The sequence below is a fragment of the Nocardioides sp. NPDC023903 genome, from assembly GCF_040639295.1.
Classification (GTDB): Bacteria; Actinomycetota; Actinomycetes; order Propionibacteriales; family Nocardioidaceae; genus Nocardioides.
The window spans coordinates 163496-183484 of record NZ_JBEZZS010000008.1 but is presented as its reverse complement, the minus strand read 5'-3'; the positions used below and the strand labels follow the sequence as shown (position 1 = coordinate 183484).

Here is a 19989-nt window from a genome sequence, read left to right as displayed (position 1 = left end):
CGGGTCGAGGTAGCCGCGGTGCAGCACGGCACGCAGCTCGACCTGGCCGCCGCTCTCCCACGGGGCCGGCTCGCCGGGGTGCTTGCACAGGAAGGCGATTCCGACGAGGTCCCACGGGATCTCGAGGTAGTGCGCGGCGACGCTGTCGCGCTCCGGCCAGCCCTCGGTGGTGATCGGAAAGCTGATCGCGATCCCGGGAACGAACCCGATCAGCGCGCCCGGGACCGCTCCGAGGAGCGTCACGACCAGGGCGTACGAGGCAGCGACCCCACGTCGCGTACGCGTCCTGGCTCCGACCGCCGACAGGGTCGCCAGGTCAGGGCGGGCGTCGTTGAGCGCCAGGTGGGTCGCGGTCAGCGCGCCACCGATCATCAGCACGGCACCCAGGGTGACCAGGAGCAGCCAGACGATCACGGCGGTGTCCGTCTCCTGGTAGCCACGCTCGATCAGGATGGTGGTGGGGAACTGACCGGCGGCCAGGGCCTCGTCGAGGTCCGTCTCGGCGGCGGCGCTGATCCGGGCGTTCTCGATGTAGAGGCCCAGGACCTGCGGTTCGACACCGAGCTTCTTCACCATCGCCGGCGTCACGACCGCGTAGGCGGGCGCGGTCCTTTCACCGACGTCGAGGTAGCTGGCCGGCACGTCGACGGTGACTGCGTCGCGATCCGTCTGCTCCTCCTCGGACCACTCCTTGATCACCAGCCGCGCGGACTGCTGCGAGGAGACCAGCTTGTCGTCGGTCGTGAACACCACCGCACCGGAGGACCGCAGGGTCTCCACCGCAGCGGCGGACTCGCGCTCCGAGAGCGACCGCGCCACCGCCGCCGGAAGGGTCCCGTCGGCCCCGGCGACGACGAGGTCGCCGAACTCGCCGATGGCGGTGTCGATCGGGATCGCCCGACCATCACCGGTCTCGACGGCTACGTACCGTCCGTCGGCGTCCGATGTCGCGCCGGTCGTGAGTGATGCGGTCGCCCCGGGGATGGCCTTCTCGACCTGCGCGGCAATGTTCTCCCACCGCGATCTCGTCTCGTCCGGGTCGTCATCGCCCTCGGTGGAGCTGTGTCGCGGATGCACCACGGCGTCGCCGATCGCGAAGGAGGGCAGGTAGCTCTCCTGGTTCTGCTCCTGATCGCTGCTGAACGCGATCCCGAGCGTGACCACACCGACCACCGTCACCGCGATCGCACCGGCAGCCGGCACCGTCCGGGTGCGGTGCCGATCGGCGTCGCGGGTCGCGAACCGGATCACCAGCGGCATCCGAGCACTGAACCGCGCAGCCGCGGAGACCAGGGCGGGGAGGATGAACAGCACCCCGGCGACACAGAGCAGTACGCCGAGAGCGATCGGGATCCCGCTGAGAGCGTTCCGGGTGCCGAACGCCGCCGATGCGATTCCGGCGGCCACCAGCACGAGGCCGATGATCGGTGAGCGCCGCGAGGGCAGGCTCTCGGACCGCCGCCCGGACAGTACGCCGACGACGTTCTGTCGCGAGGCGATCCAGGCCGGTACCATCGCCGCGCAGATCGCGGCCGCGAAGCCGATGACGGCCACCGCCAGGACCTGCAGCCACGGCACCTCGAACGGGCCGAACCAGGCCGAGACCTGATCCTGGGCCAGCGGCTGGAGCAGCCGCGCCAGCCCGACCCCGAGGATGGCACCGACGACGGCTGCCACCGCACCGATGACGATCGCCATCCCGAGCAACACGCGCCGGGACTGACGAGCGGTCCCTCCCGAGGCCGCGATCAGGGCCAGGTCGCGCGCCTGGCGCCGGGCCGCGACCGCGAACGCCGGACCGGCCAGCAGGACCACCTCGAGGATCACCATGACCACGATGAGGACGAGGACCACGAGCTCGGAGGGGTCCGGGGCGCCCATGGGCGGACGGATCTCCTTGTCGGCCGCGCGGGCCGCCGCCGACGGGTCCATGACGACCGAGCGCGAGAGCACGAAGGCACCCGCCGCGTTCAGGTCCTCGATGTCGGACCAGGTGACCGGTCCGCCCCCGACCAGCCAGGTCGAACGATCGCTGGTGTAGTCCACCGGAAGGTCCGCTCCGGCGATGAAGGGGTCGTTGCGTACGTTCGCCGACTCGACGATCCCGACGACCTTGCGCGTCTCATCGATGTCGCTGTTCGGGATCAGCAGCTCTTCACCGACACCCGGACCCCGGAATGCGAGGTTGGAGTTGACCACGACCTCGTCCGGGCCCTGCGGGAGCCGGCCCTCGGTCAGCCGGACCAGCCCGGCGGCGAGCGGGTCGTTCAGATCGGTCTCCAGTCCGCTGGCCCAGGTGACCCCCTTGTCGGTGCGTACGTCGAAGGTCCGGTCCTCGGCCTGGAGCAACGGACGATCCCCGATGACGGCCTTCACGCCGGCCGCGTCGAGCGGGTCGGAGCCGGACTCGTCGAGCCACTCGGAGGCATTGTCGGGGTCGATACCCTGCCGCACGACAGCGGAGCCCTGGACGTCGATGCTCGCCGCGGCCTCGGTGCCGAGCCGGCGGTCGAGGCCCTCCACGGTGTCGACGTCATAGGTCTGGTACGTCACCGCGACCGCGGTCACGCCCGCCACCGGCAGCGCGATCATCAAGATGACCAGCAGGCTGCGCCACTTCGCCCGCCTGGCCTCCCGTTGCCCGATGCGCAGGGCGAGACGCCAGCCGGCCAAACGCCCACTCATGCCTCGACCTCATCCACGAGCGCCAGGTTCGGCGACTCGCCGGCCTCGTCTACGACGAGCCCGTCGCGCACGTAGATCACCCGGTCGGCCCAGCTGGCGTACCGCGGCTCGTGGGTGACGAGCACACCGGCCGCGCCCGCGTCGCAGCGCGCCCGGATCAGCTTGAGGATGTCCTCGCCGGTCTCGGTGTCGAGGGCCCCGGTGGGCTCGTCGGCCAGGATCAGGCGACGCTCGCCGACGATCGCACGGGCGATCGCGATCCGCTGGCGCTGCCCACCGGACATCTCGTCGGGGAACCGGTCGGCGAAGCCGTCGAGCCCGACCTCCTCGAGCGCCGTCCTCGCCGCGGCCTGAGCCGCGCGCCGACCGGCGCCGTCGAGCTCGAGCGGCAGCGCGACGTTCTCGGCAGCGGTCAGCGCCGGGATCAGGTTGAAGTCCTGGAAGACATAGCCGATCGACGTACGCCTCAGCTTGGCGCGCCCGCTGACCCCGGCCTCACCGAGATCCTGGCCGTCGACCTCGACAGAGCCCGAGGTCGGCGAGTCGAGACCGCCGGCGATGGTCAGCAGCGACGACTTCCCGGAGCCGCTCGGCCCCATGATGGCCACCAGCTCACCGGCGTACGCAGCGAGGCTGACGCCGCGCAGGGCGTGCACCTCGGCGGCGCCGGTGCCGTGGACGCGGCTCACGTCGGTGAGCCGGAGGACGGGTTCACTCATGCCGCCGCCTCCGTTGCGCGAGTCAAAGAATACGGACGCGACGGCCTGAGGCTTATTGCCGTTCGCTGGCGCTCACTCATCGGTGGACTCCTTGGTCGAGGTGTTGCCCGGCTTGACGGGCGTGGCGTGGACGCGGCGGCTCAGCCGCTCGCGGGCGTCGGCGAGCCAGCGATCGCTGTCGTGGCTGAGGCGGCGCAGGTCGTGGGCGAGGGCGGCATTCATCGGGGCTCCGGAGCGGTGCTCGTGGAGGCCGCACGGCGGAGCCGGGACTCGCAGTGGTCGAGCCAGCGGATCTCGGCCTCGGCCGCGAAGATCAGGCGATCGAGGACCAGCCCGCCGGCGAGGTCGTCACCGGCGCCGGACCGCGACTGGCGGCGGTATCCCTGCAGCGCCTGCATCGTCGCGTTGCGCTGCTGCTGGACGACCTTGCCGACGTCCACGCTCGGTACCGCGACCGCCACCGCGAGCTTGATCGCGAGCTCGTCGCGCTGCGGCTGCGTACGCTCCACCGGGGTGTCGAACCACCCCTTCACCTCGACCTTGCCGGCCTCGGTGAGCTGGTAGAGGGACCGTCCCTCCGCGTCGGTCCCTCCAGCCTCGACGAGGCCGTCACGCTCCAGTCGCGACAGGGTCGTATAGACCTGCCCGACGTTCAGCGGCCAGCTCGCGCCGGTGCGCTGCTCGAACTCGGCGCGCAGCTCGTAGCCGTAGCGCGGCTTCTCCAGCAGCGCCAGCAGTGCGTGTTTCACGGACACTCGATCACCTCCCTTGGGTACTTACTGAGTATGTATATACCGAGTATGCATCCCTCCGCAAGACGCCGAATTGAGGGAGACGACACCCACGACTGCCTGCGAGACTTCTGCCGCTGGTTCGGGCCGGCGGTCTTGTCGGCCCGTAAACCTCCTCCGGGCCGCTCCCACTCCCGAAGGAGTCGAAGTGTCACCTCGTAGACGCGTCGTCGCCCTGACCGCGACCGCACTTGCCCTCGGCGGGCTCAGCGTCATCCCGATGGCCCCGCCCGCCTCCGCCGAACCCGACCCGATCGCGTCCTACCAGGACCGCGCCGGCGTCCCGCTGACCATCCATCGCACCACCGACGGCACGGCCGACTTCATCGGTTCGAAGTCCGAGGGCGCCGAGCCGCTGGGCGCCACCGTCAAGCCCGCCAAGGCGGCCAGGACCCAGCTCGACCGCGCCGGCAAGGCGTTGGGCACCGACAAGACCGACCTGCGCGAGACGACGACCAGCAAGGCCGTCGGCGGCGGGTCGGTGACCAGGTTCGAGCAGTACGTCGCCGACCTCCCGGTCCTCGGCGGCGAGGTGGTCATCGGGCTGGACAAGGACCGCGGCCTCACCTCCGCGACCACCAACCTCTCCGACGCCACGGTCGCCGAGGTCACCCAGCCGGACGAGTCCATGCGCGCGAAGGCCAAGGCAGCGGCCAAGGCCGTGGTCGCCAAGTCCAACCGCGGGGCCACCGGCCTCACCGTGAGCGACGAGGGCACCTGGCTCTACGACCACGACCTGGTCCGCGGACCGGAGATCGGCGAGACCAGCGTCTTCCGGTTCTCGGTGACCAACGGCTCCACCATCCGCGAGACCGTGCTCGTCCACGCCGGCTCCGGCCGCGTACTCATGCACGTCAACGAGATCGCCCACGCCAACCGCCGCATCTGCGACAACGCCAACGTCCGCGCAGCGGCGAACGGCTGCGCGGAGACGAGCACCACGGTGAAGCGGCGCGAGGGCGATGCGCCTTCCGGGAACGCCGACGTCGACAAGGCGTACGACATGCTCGGCGCGACCTCCGACTTCTACGCCTCCCTCGGGCTGGACCTGACCGACGAGATCGGCTGGTCCAGCGGCGCCACTGGCAAGGCCGTCACTGCCACGACCCGCTACTGCGAGCTGACAGAGCCGGGCTACACGCCACCGTGCCCGATGGACAACGCGTTCTGGAACGGTGAGCAGATCTACCTCGGTCAGGGCTTGGTCGTCGACGACATCGTCGGTCACGAGCTGACCCACGGCGTGATCGAGAACAGCTCGAACCTCTTCTACTGGTACGAGTCGGGCGCCATCAACGAGTCGATGGCCGACATCATGGGTGAGATCGTCGATCACCGCTACGCGACTCCCGGCGACTCCCCGACCGACTGGCGCGTCGGCGAGGACTCCTCCTTCGGCGCGATCCGCGATCTCGCCAACCCGACGACGCACGACCAGCCCGACCGGATGACCAGCTCACTGTGGGAGGCCGACGACCTCACCTACTACGCCGACGGCGGCGGGGTGCACACCAACAGCGGCGTCGGCAACAAGACGGCGTACCTCATCTCCCAGGGCGGCACCTTCAACGGTCGCACCGTCACCGGCATCGACGGCGCCGACCCGACCCTGCAGAAGACCGCGACGCTGTACCTCTACGCGATCCAGCACCTCGTCTCCGGAAGCCAGTACGTAGACCTGCGCCGTACGCTGGCCAACGGCTGTTCCGCGCTGGTGGCCGCCGGCACCGCCGGCTTCACCCTGGACGACTGCGCTCAGGTCAACCTCGCCACCGACGCGACCGAGCTGGCCAAGTCGCCCACCAAGGCGGGTGCGACCCGGCCCGCGGAAGCGCCGAACACCTGCCCCGCCGGGAGCACCGGCAAGGCAGGGATGGCGACCCCGTCGCTCAGCCGCGGTGTCCTGTGGACCCAGGCGCCCGACGCGGCGCAGGGCATCCCCGCCAACGACCGTGACGGCAACGGCTCCGACTTCGGCTGGGACCCCGACCCGGAGAGATACGGAGACCCGACGTCCAGCGGTCTGACGACGGCCGCGATCAACGTGCCGGCCGGCAAGCGGACCTATCTGCGGTTCAGCCACTGGTATCTCTTCGACTGGTACACCGGCAACATCCCGGGTTATCCGGCGCCGGAGTACTACGACGGCGGCGAGGCGCGCCTGCTGGTCAACGGGGTCGCGACGGCCATCCCGTCCACGGCCTGGGTGAACGGCCCGAAGCAGAAGCTCCTCCTCAACAACCCCGACAAGCCGCTGACCGGCTTCGGTGGCGACTCCAACGGGTGGATGAGCTCGCGGGTGGACCTGTCCGCCTTCGCCGGGAAGTCCGTCCAGTTCCAATGGATCGTCCGAGGAGACCAGACCGCGTCGCAGGTCGGCTGGTTCATCGACGAGCTCGAGCTCTACACCTGCAACCCGCTGACGGTCGCGAGCACCGCGCCGCCGACGATCAGCGGCTCCGCGCGGGTCGGCTACACCCTGACCGCGACGAAGGGCTCCTGGAGCCCGACGGCCACGACGGTGAAGTACCAGTGGCTGCGCAACGGGGTCGCCATCTCGGGCGCCACGGCCTCGACGTACAAGCTCACCGGCTCCGACCACACCAAGGAGATCCGGGTCCGGGTGACGGCGTACGCCTCGTCCTGGCCTGCCGCCAACCCAGGAGTCCGGTCGAGCGCCGCGACCGCGAGGATCGCGGCCGGCTATCTCACCGCGGCCACGCCGACCATCGGCGGCACCCGCAGGGTCGGCTATCTGCTCACCGCCTACCCGGGCACCTGGAAGCCCTCGGGGATCACGTTCTCCTACCAATGGCTGCGCAACGGGGTCGCGATCTCGGGTGCCACCGGGAAGACGTACCGCCTTCGGTCCGTCGACCGCAATGACCGCATCCGCGTCCGCGTGACCGGCCGAAAGGCCGGCTACTACACCAAGACGGCGACCTCAGCGGCCACCAGCACCATCCGCTGACCCGACCCGACCCGGCGATGGCGGCGCTCAGCCGTCATCGTCGGGTCAGCCCGGAGCGCCCTGAGCCCAGGGACTGATCCGCACCTCGGCCCCGTCGAGGATGTCGAGATCGCTCGGCGCGCCCGGCCAGCTGACCGGGAGGGTGACCGGCTTGCCGCCGGGTCGCGCGGTGACCAGGAGATCGGTGGTGACGTCGGGGTCGTTCGCGGTGGACATCGCCTGCCAGTCGATCACCGCCGTCACCGACTCCCCCGCGGGAACGACGACGCGCTCAGGCACCATCGACGGCTCGTACGGCTTGGTGGTCACCCCGGTCTGCGTGGCGCCCGCGGCGTTCAGGAACTCGACCGCTGGTACGCCTTCGATCGCGCACTCCTGCCCGCCGACATTCCGGGCCCGGATCCACGCCTGCCGCGAACCCGCAGCGGCATCGTGTCCGCCGAAGGTGACCTCGAGATCCGGCATCCGGCACGACGGCGCCCCGGGGTCGGCGGGCCAGGGCTCGGCGTCGCCGAACGGCGGCATCGTCGTCGGCGGTGGGGTCGTGCCGCCGACCCATCCTTCGACCTCGCCACCGCGCGTGCCCTGGACCGTGTACGCCAGCGGCTGCCCTGACCGCCCGGGATAGCCGTCGTAGGCGGTGAGCCACCGGCTGACGTCGTCGATCAGGCGGTCCCCCTCGGCGGCTTCGACCAGGACGACCAGCGGTTCGAAGGGAGCCGACAGCTGAGCGGAGGTCACCGATGGGCGCTCGGAGGCGTCCACCACCAGCTTCACCGCGGCCGGGTCGGGCAGCTCGTTCGACCGGTACCAGGCATGGCCGCCGAAAAGGTCCACCGGGCGCTGGGAACTGCGTGCGACTGTGGCGAGGGCGGTCAGCGCGTCCTTCGGCGCCCGCACGTCGGCCTTGGCAGGGCTGTCGGCCCGCTCGCCGGTGACGCTCAGCGACAACGACGTGGCCCCGGCCTCGCGCAGTGCGACGGCATCGGCGAGCGCATCGCCCACGGCTTCGAGCGGGTCCAGCCCACTCGCGCCCACCGAGCTCTCGGTCGAGCCAAACGTGAACGCTGTGCTGATCCGATCAGCGGGTGCATCAGGCACGAGCCGGGCGATCTCGGGTTCCAGCAACCGGAGCACCTCCGGGCCGGCCGCGGCCGCCTCGGCCACGGACAGGTCGTCCTCCAGGGTCACCTCGACGCGGACGGCGTGCTCCCAGCGGTCCTCCTCGCCGAAGTCCTCCCCTGGAACGCGACGCGACTCGTCGACAGCCACCACGTCGCGTACGCCGGAGACGGACCGCCATTCGTTGGCGAGCTCGAGGGCCGGCGCCCTGGACCCGCCGTCCCGATCCCAGACCATCACAGCCACACACCCGATCACGGCCAGCAGGACGACCGCGCCGATCACGATCCCCACCCGGAACTCGCGCCTTTGAGTGCTGCCCGGCAACCCCACGTACATCCTCCTCGATCTCTGCGGAAGGTAAAGAGTGGCACGGGCCGAATCGCGACAGCCCCGCAAATAGCGAACCGGCACGGTTCCTTCACAGGATCCGTGCCGGTTCACCACATTGCCGTGGATCAGCGTGGGTCAGGCGGGGCTGATCAGACCGGGAAGCCTTCACCCTTCGCCGCGAGGTCACGGAGGTACTGCGTCGGGCGGAACCGCTCGCCGTACGTCTCGGCCAGCTCGTCGGCACGAGCCAGGAAGGCCTCGATGCCGATCGAGCCGTCAGCGGCCTCGTAGCCGGTGATGAACTGGGCCGCACCACCGGTCTGCGGCGGGAAGCCGATGCCGAAGATGGAGCCGATGTTGGCGTGCGCGGCGGAGGTGATGACCCCCTCCTCGAAGCACTTCGCCGTCTCCAGGGCCTCGATGAAGAGCATCCGCTCCTCGGCGTCCTTGAGCGGGATCTGCTTCTCGGCGACCGGGAACACGCTGCCAAGGTCGGCCCAGATCGAGCCGCGCTTGCCGTCGGTGTAGTCGTAGAACCCGGCGCCCTTCAGCTTGCCGGAACGACCCGCCTCGATGAGCGGGGTGAGCACCTTCTCGGTGGTGGTCAGCTCCTCGACGCCGGCAGCCTCGCGGGTCGTACGAGCGATCTTGACCATGAGCTCGTGGTTGAGCTCGTCGGCGATCTGCAGCGGCCCGACCGGGAACCCGGCCTGGGTCGCGGCACGCTCCAGCGAGTACGGCGCGAAGCCCTCGGCGAGCAGCTCCAGACCCTCCTGGATCTGGGTGCCGATCACGCGCGAGGTGTAGAAGCCGCGGCTGTCGTTGACCACGATCGGGGTCTTCTTGATCTGCTGGACGACGTCGTACGCCTTGGCCAGCGCGACGTCGTTCGTCTCGGCGCCCTTGATGATCTCGACCAGCGGCATCTTGTCGACGGGCGAGAAGAAGTGCAGGCCGATGAAGTCGGCCGGGCGGTCGATCCCCTTGGCGAGCTCGGTGATCGGCAGCGTCGAGGTGTTGGAGCAGAGCACCGCGTCCTCGTTGACGAACGGGGCGATCTCGCTGAAGACCTTCTGCTTCAGCGCGACGTCCTCGAAGACCGCCTCGACGACGACGTCGACGCCGGCGAAGTCCTCCGGCGCGACCGTCGCGGTGATCCGGTTGAGGATCTCGTCGGCCTTCTCCTGGGTCAGCTTGCCGCGCGAGACCGCCTTCTCGTTGAGCTTGGCGGTGTAGGCCTTCCCCTTCTCGGCCGACTCGATGGCGACGTCCTTGAGGACGACCTCGGCACCGGCCCGGGCGAAGGAGTACGCGATGCCTGCACCCATCATCCCGGCACCCAGCACGCCGACCTTCGTCGCGGTGAACTTCTCGACGCCGTCAGGACGCAGCGTGCCGGCGCCGATGGCGCCCAGGTCGAAGAAGAACGCCTGGATCATGTTCTTCGACTGCTGGCCGGTGACCAGCGAGGTGAAGTAGCGCGACTCGATCCGGGTGGCGGTGTCGAAGTCGACCATCGCACCCTCGACCGCGGCCGACAGGATCGCCTTCGGCGCACGCATGTCGGACTGCTTGAGCTGCTTGCGCAGGATCGGCGGGAACGCGGGCAGGAAGCCCGCGAGCGCCGGCGAGGTCGGCTTGCCACCGGGCATCTTGTAGCCCGGCTTGTCCCACGGCTGGGCGATCTCGTCCGGGTTGGCCTTGATCCACGCCTTCGCGGCGGGAACGAGCTCCTCGGGGGAGGAGACGAGCTCGTCGACCAGACCCTTCTCCTTCGCCGCGGCGGGCTTGAACTTGGTGCCCTGACCCAGCACGTCCATCAGTCCGGTCATGATGCCCAGGAGGCGTACGACGCGGGTGACGCCACCGCCGCCCGGGAGCAGACCGAGGGAGACCTCGGGCAGGCCGATGTCGTAGCGGGCGTCCAGGGCGATGCGGTGCTGGGCGGCCAGCGCGATCTCCAGACCGCCACCGAGAGCGGCGCCGTTGATCGCCGCGACGACCGGCTTGGGGAAGGTCTCCAGCTTGCGGAGGGTCGCCTTGATCGACTCGACCTCCTCGAAGACCTGGGCGCCGTTCTCCGGCCGCACCTGGATCATGTTCTTGAGGTCACCACCGGCGAAGAAGGTCTTCTTCGCGGAGGCGATCACGACGCCGGTCACGTCGTCCGCCTCGGCGTACAGCTTCTCGACGGCCTCCGCCATCGAGGTCTTGTACAGCTCGTTCATGGTGTTGGCCGACTGGTTCGGGTCGTCCAGGGTCAGCGTGACGATGCCGTCGGCATCGCGGTCGTACTTAACGGCAGACTCAGTCATCTCTTCGCAAACCTCTCTCAGACCAGCTCGACGATCGTGGCGATACCCATGCCGCCACCGACACACAGCGTGGCGAGGCCGCGCTGCTTGCCCTGACGCTCGAGCTCGTCGACCAGGGTGCCGAGGATGATGGCACCGGTCGCGCCCAGCGGGTGACCCATGGCGATCGCGCCGCCGTTGACGTTGGTGATCGACTCGTCGATGCCCATGTCCTTCATGAACCGCATCGCGACCGCGGCGAACGCCTCGTTGATCTCGAACAGGTCGATGTCGTCGACGGTGAGACCGGCCTTGGCCAGCGCCTTGCGCGAGGCCGGGGCGGGACCGGTGAGCATGATCGTCGGGTCGGCGCCGGAGACGGCGGCCGAGATGATCCGGGCACGCGGGGTGAGCCCGTTGGCCTTGCCGGCCTCCTCGGAGCCGATCAGCATCAGCGCGGAGCCGTCGACGATGCCGGAGGAGTTCCCGGCGTGGTGGACGTGGTCGATCTTCTCGACCCAGTGGTACTTGGCCAGCGCGACGTCGTCGAAGCCGGCCTCCTGGCCCTGCTGGAGGAAGGACGGCTTGAGACCGGCCAGCGTCTCGGCGGTGGTGCCGGGGCGGATCAGCTCGTCGTGGTCGAGCACGGTCAGACCGGTCTGGTCGACGACCGGGATGACGGCGTCCTTGAAGTAGCCGTTCTCCCAGGCGGCGGCCGCCCGGGCGTGCGACTGGGCGGCGTAGCGGTCGACGTCCGCGCGGCTGAAGCCCTCGATGGTCGCGATCAGGTCGGCGCCGATGCCCTGCGGTACGAAGCCGGTCTTGAGCGCGGTGTCGGGGTCCTGCGCCCAGGCGCCGCCGTCGCTGCCCATCGGCGCCTTGCTCATCGACTCGACGCCACCGGCGAGGATGAGGTCCTCGAACCCGCCACGTACGCGGGAGGCGGCCTGGTTCACGGCCTCGAGGCCGGAGGCGCAGAAGCGGTTGAGCTGCACACCGGCGGTCGTCTCGGGGAGACCGGCCTTGATGGCGGCGGTCTTGGCGATGTCACCGCCCTGCTCGCCGACAGGGGTGACGACACCGAGGACGACGTCGTCGATCCGCTCGGGGTCGAGGTTGGGGTTCCGCTTGCGCGCCTCGTCGATCAGGCCGACCACCAGGTCGATCGGCTTGACCTCGTGGAGCGCTCCGGTCTTCTTACCCTTCCCGCGCGGCGTGCGCAGGTGGTCATAGATGAATGCTTCAGCCATGCGCCGATTGTGACACTAAAACTGTCACAGTCAACAGGGTGTTGCCCAAAGCTTCACGACAGATTGCGAGAAATCGTGCGGTTCACCGCGTCCTGGAAGCTCACCACGATGGCCTCGGTGGTCAGCTGCCGCAGCCGCGGGAGCACCTCCTCGAGGTGCTCGGCCTCCTCGGGGCTGTGGTGGGTGCGCCGGAACGGGTCGACCACCTGGTCGCGCAGGATCGTGTTGAGCTCGTCCGCGAGGTCCGCCATGAGGCGTGAGGTCGCTGCGTACGCCGCTGCCAGCGCGTCGCGGGGCAGGCCGAGCGCGATCAACTCACGTCCGATCCGGGCCTGGATGTCGTCTGTCGGCTCGGTAGCCCAGGACGTGATCATGGCGCGCTGCATCGCGAGATCTTCCCGGGTGGTCTCAGCGGGAAGCCGGGCGAGATAGCGCTCGATGGCCTGCAGAGTGAACCCGTGCTCCTGGAGCGCAGTGACCATGTCCAGACGAGCGCGGTGCTCGGGACCGTAGTAGGCCACCCGCCCGCGGCGGATCGGCGGCGGGATCAGCCCGAGGCTCGCGTAGTAGCGCGTCGTACGCACCGACAACCCCGTGGCGGTCGACAGCTCATCGATCGTCATCAGTTCCTCGGTCGTCTCGGTCATGTCAGGGACCGTAGACCAAACTGTTGCGACTTCGCCAGTGTTACTGTCACAGTTGCCCCGTCGCCACCCCGACAATGCGGTCTGCGTCACAGACGTGAGGCACGATGAGCACGACTGTCTACGAAGGAGTGTCATGCCCGAGAAGCCCACCATCTACGAAGCTGAGCACGAGGACTTCCGCGCTACAGCCAAGGCCTTCTTCGAGAAGGAGGTCGTGCCCTTCCACGACGAGTGGGAGAAGGCCGGCATCGTCCCGCGCGAGCTGTGGAAGAAGGCCGGCGACACCGGGCTGCTCTGCTTCGACGTCGACGAGGAGTACGGCGGTCCCGGCATCAAGGACTTCCGGTTCAACTCGGTCCTTCACGAGGAGATGGCGAAGATCGGCGCCAGCGGGCCCGGCTTCTTCGTGCACACCGACATCATCGTCCCCTACATCTCCCACCTCGGCACCCCCGAGCAGAAGGCCCGGTGGCTGCCGGGCTGCGTCTCCGGCGACATCATCACCGCCGTCGCGATGACCGAGCCGGGCGCGGGCTCGGACCTCCAGGGCGTACGCACCACCGCGGTCGACAAGGGGGACCACTACCTCCTCAACGGCTCGAAGACGTTCATCTCCAACGGCATCAACGCCGACCTCGTCATCGTGGTCGCCAAGACCAACCCCGAGGCCGGCGCGCACGGCATCTCGCTGCTCGTCGTCGAGCGCGGCATGGAGGGCTTCGAGCGCGGCCGCAACCTCGACAAGATGGGCATGAAGGCGCAGGACACCGCCGAGCTCTCCTTCACCGACGTGCTCGTACCGAAGGAGAACCTGCTCGGCGAGGAGGGCTCCGGCTTCGTCTCGCTGATGACCCTGCTGCCGCAGGAGCGCATCTCGGTCGCCTCGATCGCGGTCGCCGCGGTCGAGCAGGTCCTCGAGCTCTCCCTCGACTACGCCCGCACCCGCGAGGCCTTCGGCCGCCCCATCGGCCGCTTCCAGAACACCGCGTTCACGCTCGCCGAGATGGCCACCGAGGCCTACCTCGCCCGCCTGTTCCTGAACGACGCCGTCACCCAGCTCAACGCCGGCACCGCCGACACCGTTCTGGCCAGCATGGCGAAGTGGTGGACCACCGAGCTGCAGAAGAAGTTCGTCGACCAGGGCGTCCAGATCCACGGCGGCTACGGCTACATGATGGAATACCCGATCGCCAAGGCGTTCGTCGACAGCCGCATCCAGACCATCTACGGCGGCACCACCGAGGTCCAGAAGCTGATCATCAGCCGCCACCTCGGGCTGTAGTCAGGACAGCTCCTTGGAGCGTACGTAAGCGGCGCGGGTGGCCTCGAGGAAGGCCGCCCGCAGGCCGTTCTGCTCCAGCGCGCCGAGGGCGGCAGCGGTCGTGCCACCGGGCGAGGTGACCTGCTCGCGGAGGATCGCAGGGTGGGTTCCGCTCTTGAGCAGCTCCGCGGATCCGGACAGCGTCTGGATGACCAGCGTGGTCGCGTCGTCCCTGGTCAGACCCAGGTGGACGCCGGCCTCGATCCAGGCCTCGGCGACCATGAAGACGTACGCCGGGCCGGAGCCGCTGATCGCGGTGACGGCGTCGATCTGCGACTCGGGCACGGTGACGACCTTGCCGACAGCGCCCATCAGGTCTGCCGCGGCCTCGACGGCTTCCGACGTCGCCTTCGCGCCACCGGTGACCGCGGACATCCCTTCGCCGACGAGGGCAGGAGTGTTGGGCATGACCCGCACGACCGAGACGCCGTCCGGCACGGCCGGCTCCATCGCCGAAGTCGGGACACCGGCGGCAAGCGACACCACCGTGGTGCCCGGTCGCAGCGCGGAGGCGATCGACTCCAGCACCGGCACCACGCCGTACGGCTTCACGCCCAGCACCACCACGTCTGCCTCGGCCACAGCCTCGGTGGCGGGCAGCGTACGGATCCCGTGCTTCTCGCGGAGCGCGGCGGCCTGCTCCTCGCGCGCCTCGACGACGATGACGCTCTCCGGAGCGTGACCGGCCTCGAGAAGTCCGGCGAGGACGGCCCCACCCATGTTGCCTGCACCGATGATCGCGATGGTCATGCTCGTCAGTCTGTCAGAGCGGATGACCTGCGGAGATACGGCCCCAGACGCCCCCGGCAACCGCTGGGTTGCGACATCCGAGTTCAGTCGTCGTCTCTCGTACGTCTCAGCCAGCCGCCGCCGAACAGGGCCCAGACGACGAGCAAGGGCTGGAAGAACAGCCGGATCAGCCGCTTGCTGTCTGTGTCGAGACCGAACGCGTCGACGCCTTCTACATACTGCGCGATGTTGCCGGGGAAGATCGCCACGAAGAACGCGGCAAGCAGCGCTCCGACGAGACGTCGCTTGCCCGGCAGCAGGACGAAGGCCAGCCCGAGCCCGATCTCGACGACGCCCGAGGCGACCACCGTCAGGTCCTCCTCAACCGGGAACCAGTCGGGCACCTGCGCTCGGAACTCTTGACGCTGGGTGGTCAGGTGCGCCACCCCGGCGCCCACCATGATCACGCCCAGCAGGATGCGCGCTGTTGTTCGCGCGATCGAGGTCATCGCACCACTGTAGGAGAACGTGCAGAAGCGCGGCAGGCTCGACACCGCTGGTCGAGCCGCCGGAGCCCCTGGGCGGAGGCGTGTCGAGACCAACACAGTCCTATCGGCGCTCGATCGGAACCGTGTTGGTCTCGACACCGCTCGCTGGCGCTCGCGGGCTCGACCAGCGGCTAGAAGAGGTTCTCCACCAGCGGGGTCGGGGAGCCGAAGCGGTGGGCGGTGATCGAGACGGCCTGCTCGTGCAGGAAGGTGAGCAGCTCGACCCGGCCGGCCTCGACGACGGGCTGGGCGTAGAGGGCGACGTCGACGCGGCCCTGACTCGCCTCGGCGAAGGTCTCGCGCGATCCACCCAGGAGACGTACGCGGCTGGGCGCGTGCGGCCCGGAGAGGAACGACGCCCACTCGGCCGCGTCCTCGACGACGTACGTCGCACCGGTCGCACGAACCAGCGAGGCGGTCTCATCGTCCAGTGCCGTGGCGACGGACACCGTGACCGGAGCACCGGCGGCGACACCGGCGGCGAGGACCCGCAGCAGGTGAGCGATCGGCCCACCTTCGTACCGGATCGTGACCGGCACCGGGGAGTAGCGCAGCACGTTGACCTCGGCGGTCAGTCGCGAGACGTCCCGGGCGGCACCGAACTCGCGCTCCCAGGCGAGAGCGTCCGACCCGGCCCCACGCTTGAGCATCTCGATCTCGTCCAGCTGCAGCCGGCCGGCCCAGTCGACGAGCGACCGTACGGCAGGAGCGGGCGTCGCGAGCTCGGTGGCGGGAGCCGAGACCCAGTCGCTGAGGCCGACCAGGTAGTTGGGCCCGCCGGCCTTCGTCCCGGCGCCTACTGCCGACTTCTTCCAGCCACCGAACGGCTGGCGGCGCACGATCGCGCCGGTGATGCCGCGGTTGACGTAGGCGTTGCCGGCCTCGACGGAGTCGAGCCAGTGGGAGATCTCGGCCCGGTCGAGGCTGTGGATGCCGGCGGTGAGGCCGTAGTCCACCTCGTTCTGGATCTCGAGAGCCTCGTCGAGCGAGGAGGCAGAGATCAGGCCGAGGACGGGACCGAAGTACTCGGTCAGGTGGAACTCCGAGCCACGCTTGACGCCGGTCTTCACACCCGGCGACCAGAGCCGCCCGGTGTCATCGAGCTGGCGCGGCTTGACCAGCCACGTCTCACCCGGGGCGAGCGTCGTCAGTGCCTTGAGCAGCTTGCCGGAGGCCGGCTCGATGACCGGGCCCACCTGCACCGTCGGGTCCGTCGGATAACCCACACGAAGCGAGGTCACCGCGTCGATCAGCTGGTCGCGGAAGCGGCGCGAGGTCGCGACCGAGCCGACCAGGATGCCCAGCGACGCGGCCGAGCACTTCTGCCCGGCGTGACCGAAGGCGGAGTAGACGAGGTCCTTGACGGCCAGGTCGAGGTCGGCGTCCGGCGTGACCACCAGCGAGTTCTTGCCGGAGGTCTCAGCCAGCAGCGGCAGGTCCGGGCGGAACGAACGGAAGAGCTCGGCCGTGTCGAACGCACCGGTCAGCACCAGCCGGTCGACCAGCGGCGAGGCGATCAGCGCGCGACCGACCTCGTTCTCAGGCACGTGGACCAGCCGCAGCACCTCCTTCGGCACCCCCGCGGCCCACAACGTCTCGACCAGCACCGAGCCGCAGCGCTGCGCCTGCGGAGCAGGCTTGATCACCACGGCCGACCCGGCCGCGAGCGCGGCGGCGACACCACCGGTCGGGATGGCGAGCGGGAAGTTCCACGGCGGGGTGACCAGGGTGAGGCGTACGGGGACCTGGCGCGCGCCGTCGACCGCGTCGAGCTCCTCGGCCAAGGTCGCGTAGTAGTTGAGGAAGTCGATCGCCTCGGAGACCTCGGGGTCACCCTGATCGAGCGTCTTACCGCACTCCGAAGCGCCGACCTCGAGCCACTCGGCCCGGCGCCGCTCGACCTCGACCGCGGCGGCCCGCAGCACGGCGGCCCGCTCGGCGCCGGTCTTGCGGCCCCAGTCGGCCTGGGCGCCGACGGCACCCTCGAGCACCGACTCGACGGCCTCGACCGAGTTCAGCGTGTGGTCGGCGACGAGCTGGTCGCCCAGCGTCGAGGAGCCCACCCGGGCGATGATCGCCTTGCCCCACTCCCGGTTGCCCGGCAGGTGCGGGTCGGTGTCGGGGGCGTTCTCGAACACCCGGGTCAGCGGCGCGGCATCGACGGGCTCACGCCGATCCTGGGTCCGGTTGGGCGCCGGCACGGACTCGTCGACGGCCGCGAGGGAGCGTACGAACCGGTCCTTCTCACGCTTGTAGAGGGCCTCGGAGGAGTTGAGGTCGAAGACGGCCGACATGAAGTTCTCGGTGCTGGCGCCCTCCTCGAGGCGACGCACGAGGTAGGCGATCGCGACGTCGAAGTCCTTCGGGTGCACGACCGGCACGTAGAGCAGCAGGCCACCCACGGTCTCGCGGACCGCCTCGGCCTGGCCCTCGGCCATGCCCAGCAGCATCTCGAACTCGACCGAGTCGCGAACCCCGCGCTGACCAGCCAGGATCCAGGCGTACGCCACGTCGAACAGGTTGTGACCGGCGACGCCGACGCGCACGTTGTCCATCCGCTCGGGCGTCAGCGCCCAGGACAGCACCCGCTTGTAGTTGGTGTCCGAGTCCTGCTTGGTCGACCAGGTCGCGACCGGCCAGCCGTGCAGCGACGCCTCGACGTGCTCCATCGGGAGGTTGGCGCCCTTGACCAGTCGCACCTTGATCGGCGCGCCCCCACGCGAACGCCGAGCAGCCGACCACTCCTGGAGCCGCATCATCGCCGACATGGCGTCGGGCAGGTAGGCCTGCAGGACGATGCCCGCCTCCAGGTCGGCCAGCTCGGGCCGGTCGAGGAGCCGTGTGAAGACGTCGATGGTCATGTCGAGGTCGCGGTACTCCTCCATGTCCAGGTTGATGAACTTCTTCGTCCCGGCGGCCGAGGACGTCGCCGCGTAGGTGTAGAGCGGGAGGAGCCGCTCGACCACGTGCGCGACCGCTTCGTCGTACGCCCAGACCGCGTGCGGCGCGACGGGCGAGGAGACCTTCACCGAGACGTAGTCGACGTCGTCGCGCGCGAGCAGCTTGCGGATCCCGGCCAGGCGCCGATCGGCCTCCTTCTGCCCGAGGACGGCCTCGCCGAGGAGGTTGATGTTGAGGTTCACGCCGCGCTCGCGAATCCGCTCGATCTGCTTGCCGAGCCGCGCGTCGGAGGCGTCGATCAGCAGGTGTCCCACCATCTGCCGCAGCGCACGGCGCGCCACCGGAATCACGAACCACGGCGCGACCAGCGACATCAGCGCGCCGAGCTTCACGCCCAGCTTCAGGTGCCAGGGCAGGAACGAAGGTACGTTGCCGGCCAGCTCACGGAGGCTGGCCGCAGCCACGCGTACGTCCTCGGGCCGGATCACCCGGTCGACGAAGCCGACGGTGAAGTCGAGTCCGGCAGGGTCCTTGAGGACGTCGGCGAGGCGCTGGGCGGCCGGGGCGGCGGGCTTGGTCGAAGCCTTCGCCAGCCAGCCGCGAACGAGGTGGTCGACCTCGGAGATGAGCGCGTCATTGGTGGTCATAGAGCCGAGTATGCGACCAGAGTCACGTAAGATAAAGCGATCTTTCCTGGAGATCATTCGTAAGAGAAACTGAACTATCTGTCTCGGGCTCCGCTTCCACCGAAGGATTCCAATGCTGGATGTCCGCCGCCTCCGACTGCTCGCCGAGCTCGCCGCCCGCGGGACCCTCGCCGAGGTCGCCGAGGCCCTCCACCAGAGCCCCTCGTCGGTCTCCCAGCAGCTCGGCCAGCTCGAGCGCGAGGTCGGGGTGCCACTCCTGCGCAAGGCCGGCCGACGGGTGCAGCTCACCGCCGCGGCCGAGGTCCTCGTCGAGCACACGACCGAGATCCTGGCTCGGCTCGAGGCGGCCGAGGCCGCGGTCACCTCGCTCAGCGACGAGACGGCCGGCACGGTCCGGGTCGCCGTCTTCCAGTCCGTGGCCCTGGCCTACATGCCGCAGGCTCTCGCCGACCTGACCCGGCGTCATCCCCGACTGCGGGTGATGCTGTCCCAACGCGCGCCCGAGCAGGCGCTCAACGACCTCGCCCTGCGCGAGCTCGACCTGGTGGTCGCCGAGCACTACCCCGATCACGGCGCACCGCACTTCGACGGTCTCGACCGGCAGCCGCTCACCACCGACCGGCTCCGGCTCGCCGTCCCGCCCGACGGCTCCGGAGAGATCTGGGACGGCATCACCTCACTGGCGGACGCCGGTCACGTCCCGTGGGCGATGGAGCCACCGGGCACGGCGTCCCGCCACTGGATCGAGGAGCAGTGCCGCCGGGCAGGCTTCGAGCCCGAGGTCCGCTACGAGACCGACGACGTCGAGGCCCATGTCGCGCTCGTGGAGTCGGGCAATGCCGTCGCCCTCCTCTCCGACCTGATGCGCGTACGCCACCGGACCGCCGTGCGGCTCATCGAGCTGCCGGGTTCGCCCCGGCGTACGGTCTTCACCGCGACCCGGACCGCGATCGCCGACTCCCCGGGGATCATTGCGTGCCGCGCCGCGCTGGCTCGCGTGGTGCCGGCGGACCTGACGCTGCCCGCCTGAG

Annotated in this window: 14 protein-coding genes; 3 read left to right on the top strand and 11 right to left on the bottom strand. The window is 69.6% G+C overall.

The genetic code is table 11. The features are described from left to right. The 4 genes from AB0F44_RS11905 to AB0F44_RS11890 form a co-directional block, all read right to left on the bottom strand. A partial coding sequence (locus AB0F44_RS11905) for an ABC transporter permease (RefSeq protein ID WP_357355602.1) occupies positions 1–2685 on the bottom strand: 2685 nt, incomplete at its 3' end. Next, positions 2682–3404, bottom strand: coding sequence for an ABC transporter ATP-binding protein (locus AB0F44_RS11900; RefSeq protein WP_357355600.1), 723 nt, complete (start codon positions 3402–3404; stop codon positions 2682–2684). The genes AB0F44_RS11905 and AB0F44_RS11900, both read right to left, overlap by 4 nt. 72 nt (positions 3405–3476) lie before the next feature. Next, complete coding sequence (locus AB0F44_RS11895) at positions 3477–3626, bottom strand: hypothetical protein (protein ID WP_357355598.1); 150 nt, start codon at positions 3624–3626, stop codon at positions 3477–3479. Next, positions 3623–4159, bottom strand: coding sequence for a PadR family transcriptional regulator (locus AB0F44_RS11890; protein ID WP_141802250.1), 537 nt, complete (start codon positions 4157–4159; stop codon positions 3623–3625). The genes AB0F44_RS11895 and AB0F44_RS11890 overlap by 4 nt, the downstream gene beginning before the upstream one ends. Before the next feature lie 184 nt (positions 4160–4343). Between AB0F44_RS11890 and AB0F44_RS11885 the strand changes: the two genes are divergently transcribed. Further along, the gene (locus tag AB0F44_RS11885; RefSeq protein WP_357355596.1) at positions 4344–7166 is read left to right on the top strand and encodes a M4 family metallopeptidase; all 2823 of its coding nucleotides are present in this window, start codon (positions 4344–4346) and stop codon (positions 7164–7166) included. 45 nt (positions 7167–7211) lie between these two features. Here the strand turns inward: AB0F44_RS11885 and AB0F44_RS11880 are convergent, their stop codons facing one another. The 4 genes from AB0F44_RS11880 to AB0F44_RS11865 form a co-directional block, all read right to left on the bottom strand. Beyond that, positions 7212–8621 carry a DUF4232 domain-containing protein gene (locus AB0F44_RS11880; RefSeq protein WP_357355594.1) on the bottom strand — a complete coding sequence of 470 codons (1410 nt, stop codon included), beginning with the start codon at positions 8619–8621 and terminating at the stop codon, positions 7212–7214. 149 nt (positions 8622–8770) lie between these two features. Then, positions 8771–10936, bottom strand: a complete 2166-nt coding sequence (locus AB0F44_RS11875) for a 3-hydroxyacyl-CoA dehydrogenase NAD-binding domain-containing protein (RefSeq protein ID WP_357355592.1) — start codon at positions 10934–10936, stop codon at positions 8771–8773. Between the two features lie 17 nt (positions 10937–10953). Beyond that, positions 10954–12165 (bottom strand): acetyl-CoA C-acetyltransferase, encoded by a 1212-nt coding sequence (locus AB0F44_RS11870; protein ID WP_350663045.1) that lies wholly within the window; start codon positions 12163–12165, stop codon positions 10954–10956. Positions 12166–12218: 53 nt separating this feature from the next. Continuing rightward, positions 12219–12812, bottom strand: a complete 594-nt coding sequence (locus tag AB0F44_RS11865; protein WP_357355590.1) for a helix-turn-helix domain-containing protein — start codon at positions 12810–12812, stop codon at positions 12219–12221. A 133-nt stretch (positions 12813–12945) separates the two neighbouring features. Between AB0F44_RS11865 and AB0F44_RS11860 the strand changes: the two genes are divergently transcribed. Beyond that, entirely contained in the window at positions 12946–14094 is a 1149-nt protein-coding gene (locus tag AB0F44_RS11860; RefSeq protein WP_357355588.1) for an acyl-CoA dehydrogenase family protein, read from the top strand. Here AB0F44_RS11860 and proC read toward each other — a convergent pair whose 3' ends face one another. From proC to AB0F44_RS11845, 3 genes are all read right to left on the bottom strand, one after another. Continuing rightward, positions 14095–14883 (bottom strand): pyrroline-5-carboxylate reductase, encoded by a 789-nt coding sequence (gene proC / locus AB0F44_RS11855; protein WP_357355586.1) that lies wholly within the window; start codon positions 14881–14883, stop codon positions 14095–14097. An 83-nt stretch (positions 14884–14966) separates the two neighbouring features. After that, the gene (locus tag AB0F44_RS11850) at positions 14967–15371 is read right to left on the bottom strand and encodes a hypothetical protein (protein WP_357355584.1); all 405 of its coding nucleotides are present in this window, start codon (positions 15369–15371) and stop codon (positions 14967–14969) included. A 170-nt stretch (positions 15372–15541) separates the two neighbouring features. Beyond that, complete coding sequence (locus AB0F44_RS11845) at positions 15542–18958, bottom strand: bifunctional proline dehydrogenase/L-glutamate gamma-semialdehyde dehydrogenase (protein ID WP_357355582.1); 3417 nt, start codon at positions 18956–18958, stop codon at positions 15542–15544. A 112-nt stretch (positions 18959–19070) separates the two neighbouring features. On the opposite strand from AB0F44_RS11845, the gene AB0F44_RS11840 reads away from it, so the two are divergent. Continuing rightward, positions 19071–19988, top strand: a complete 918-nt coding sequence (locus tag AB0F44_RS11840) for a LysR family transcriptional regulator (RefSeq protein WP_357355580.1) — start codon at positions 19071–19073, stop codon at positions 19986–19988. Position 19989: the final 1 nt, after the last annotated feature.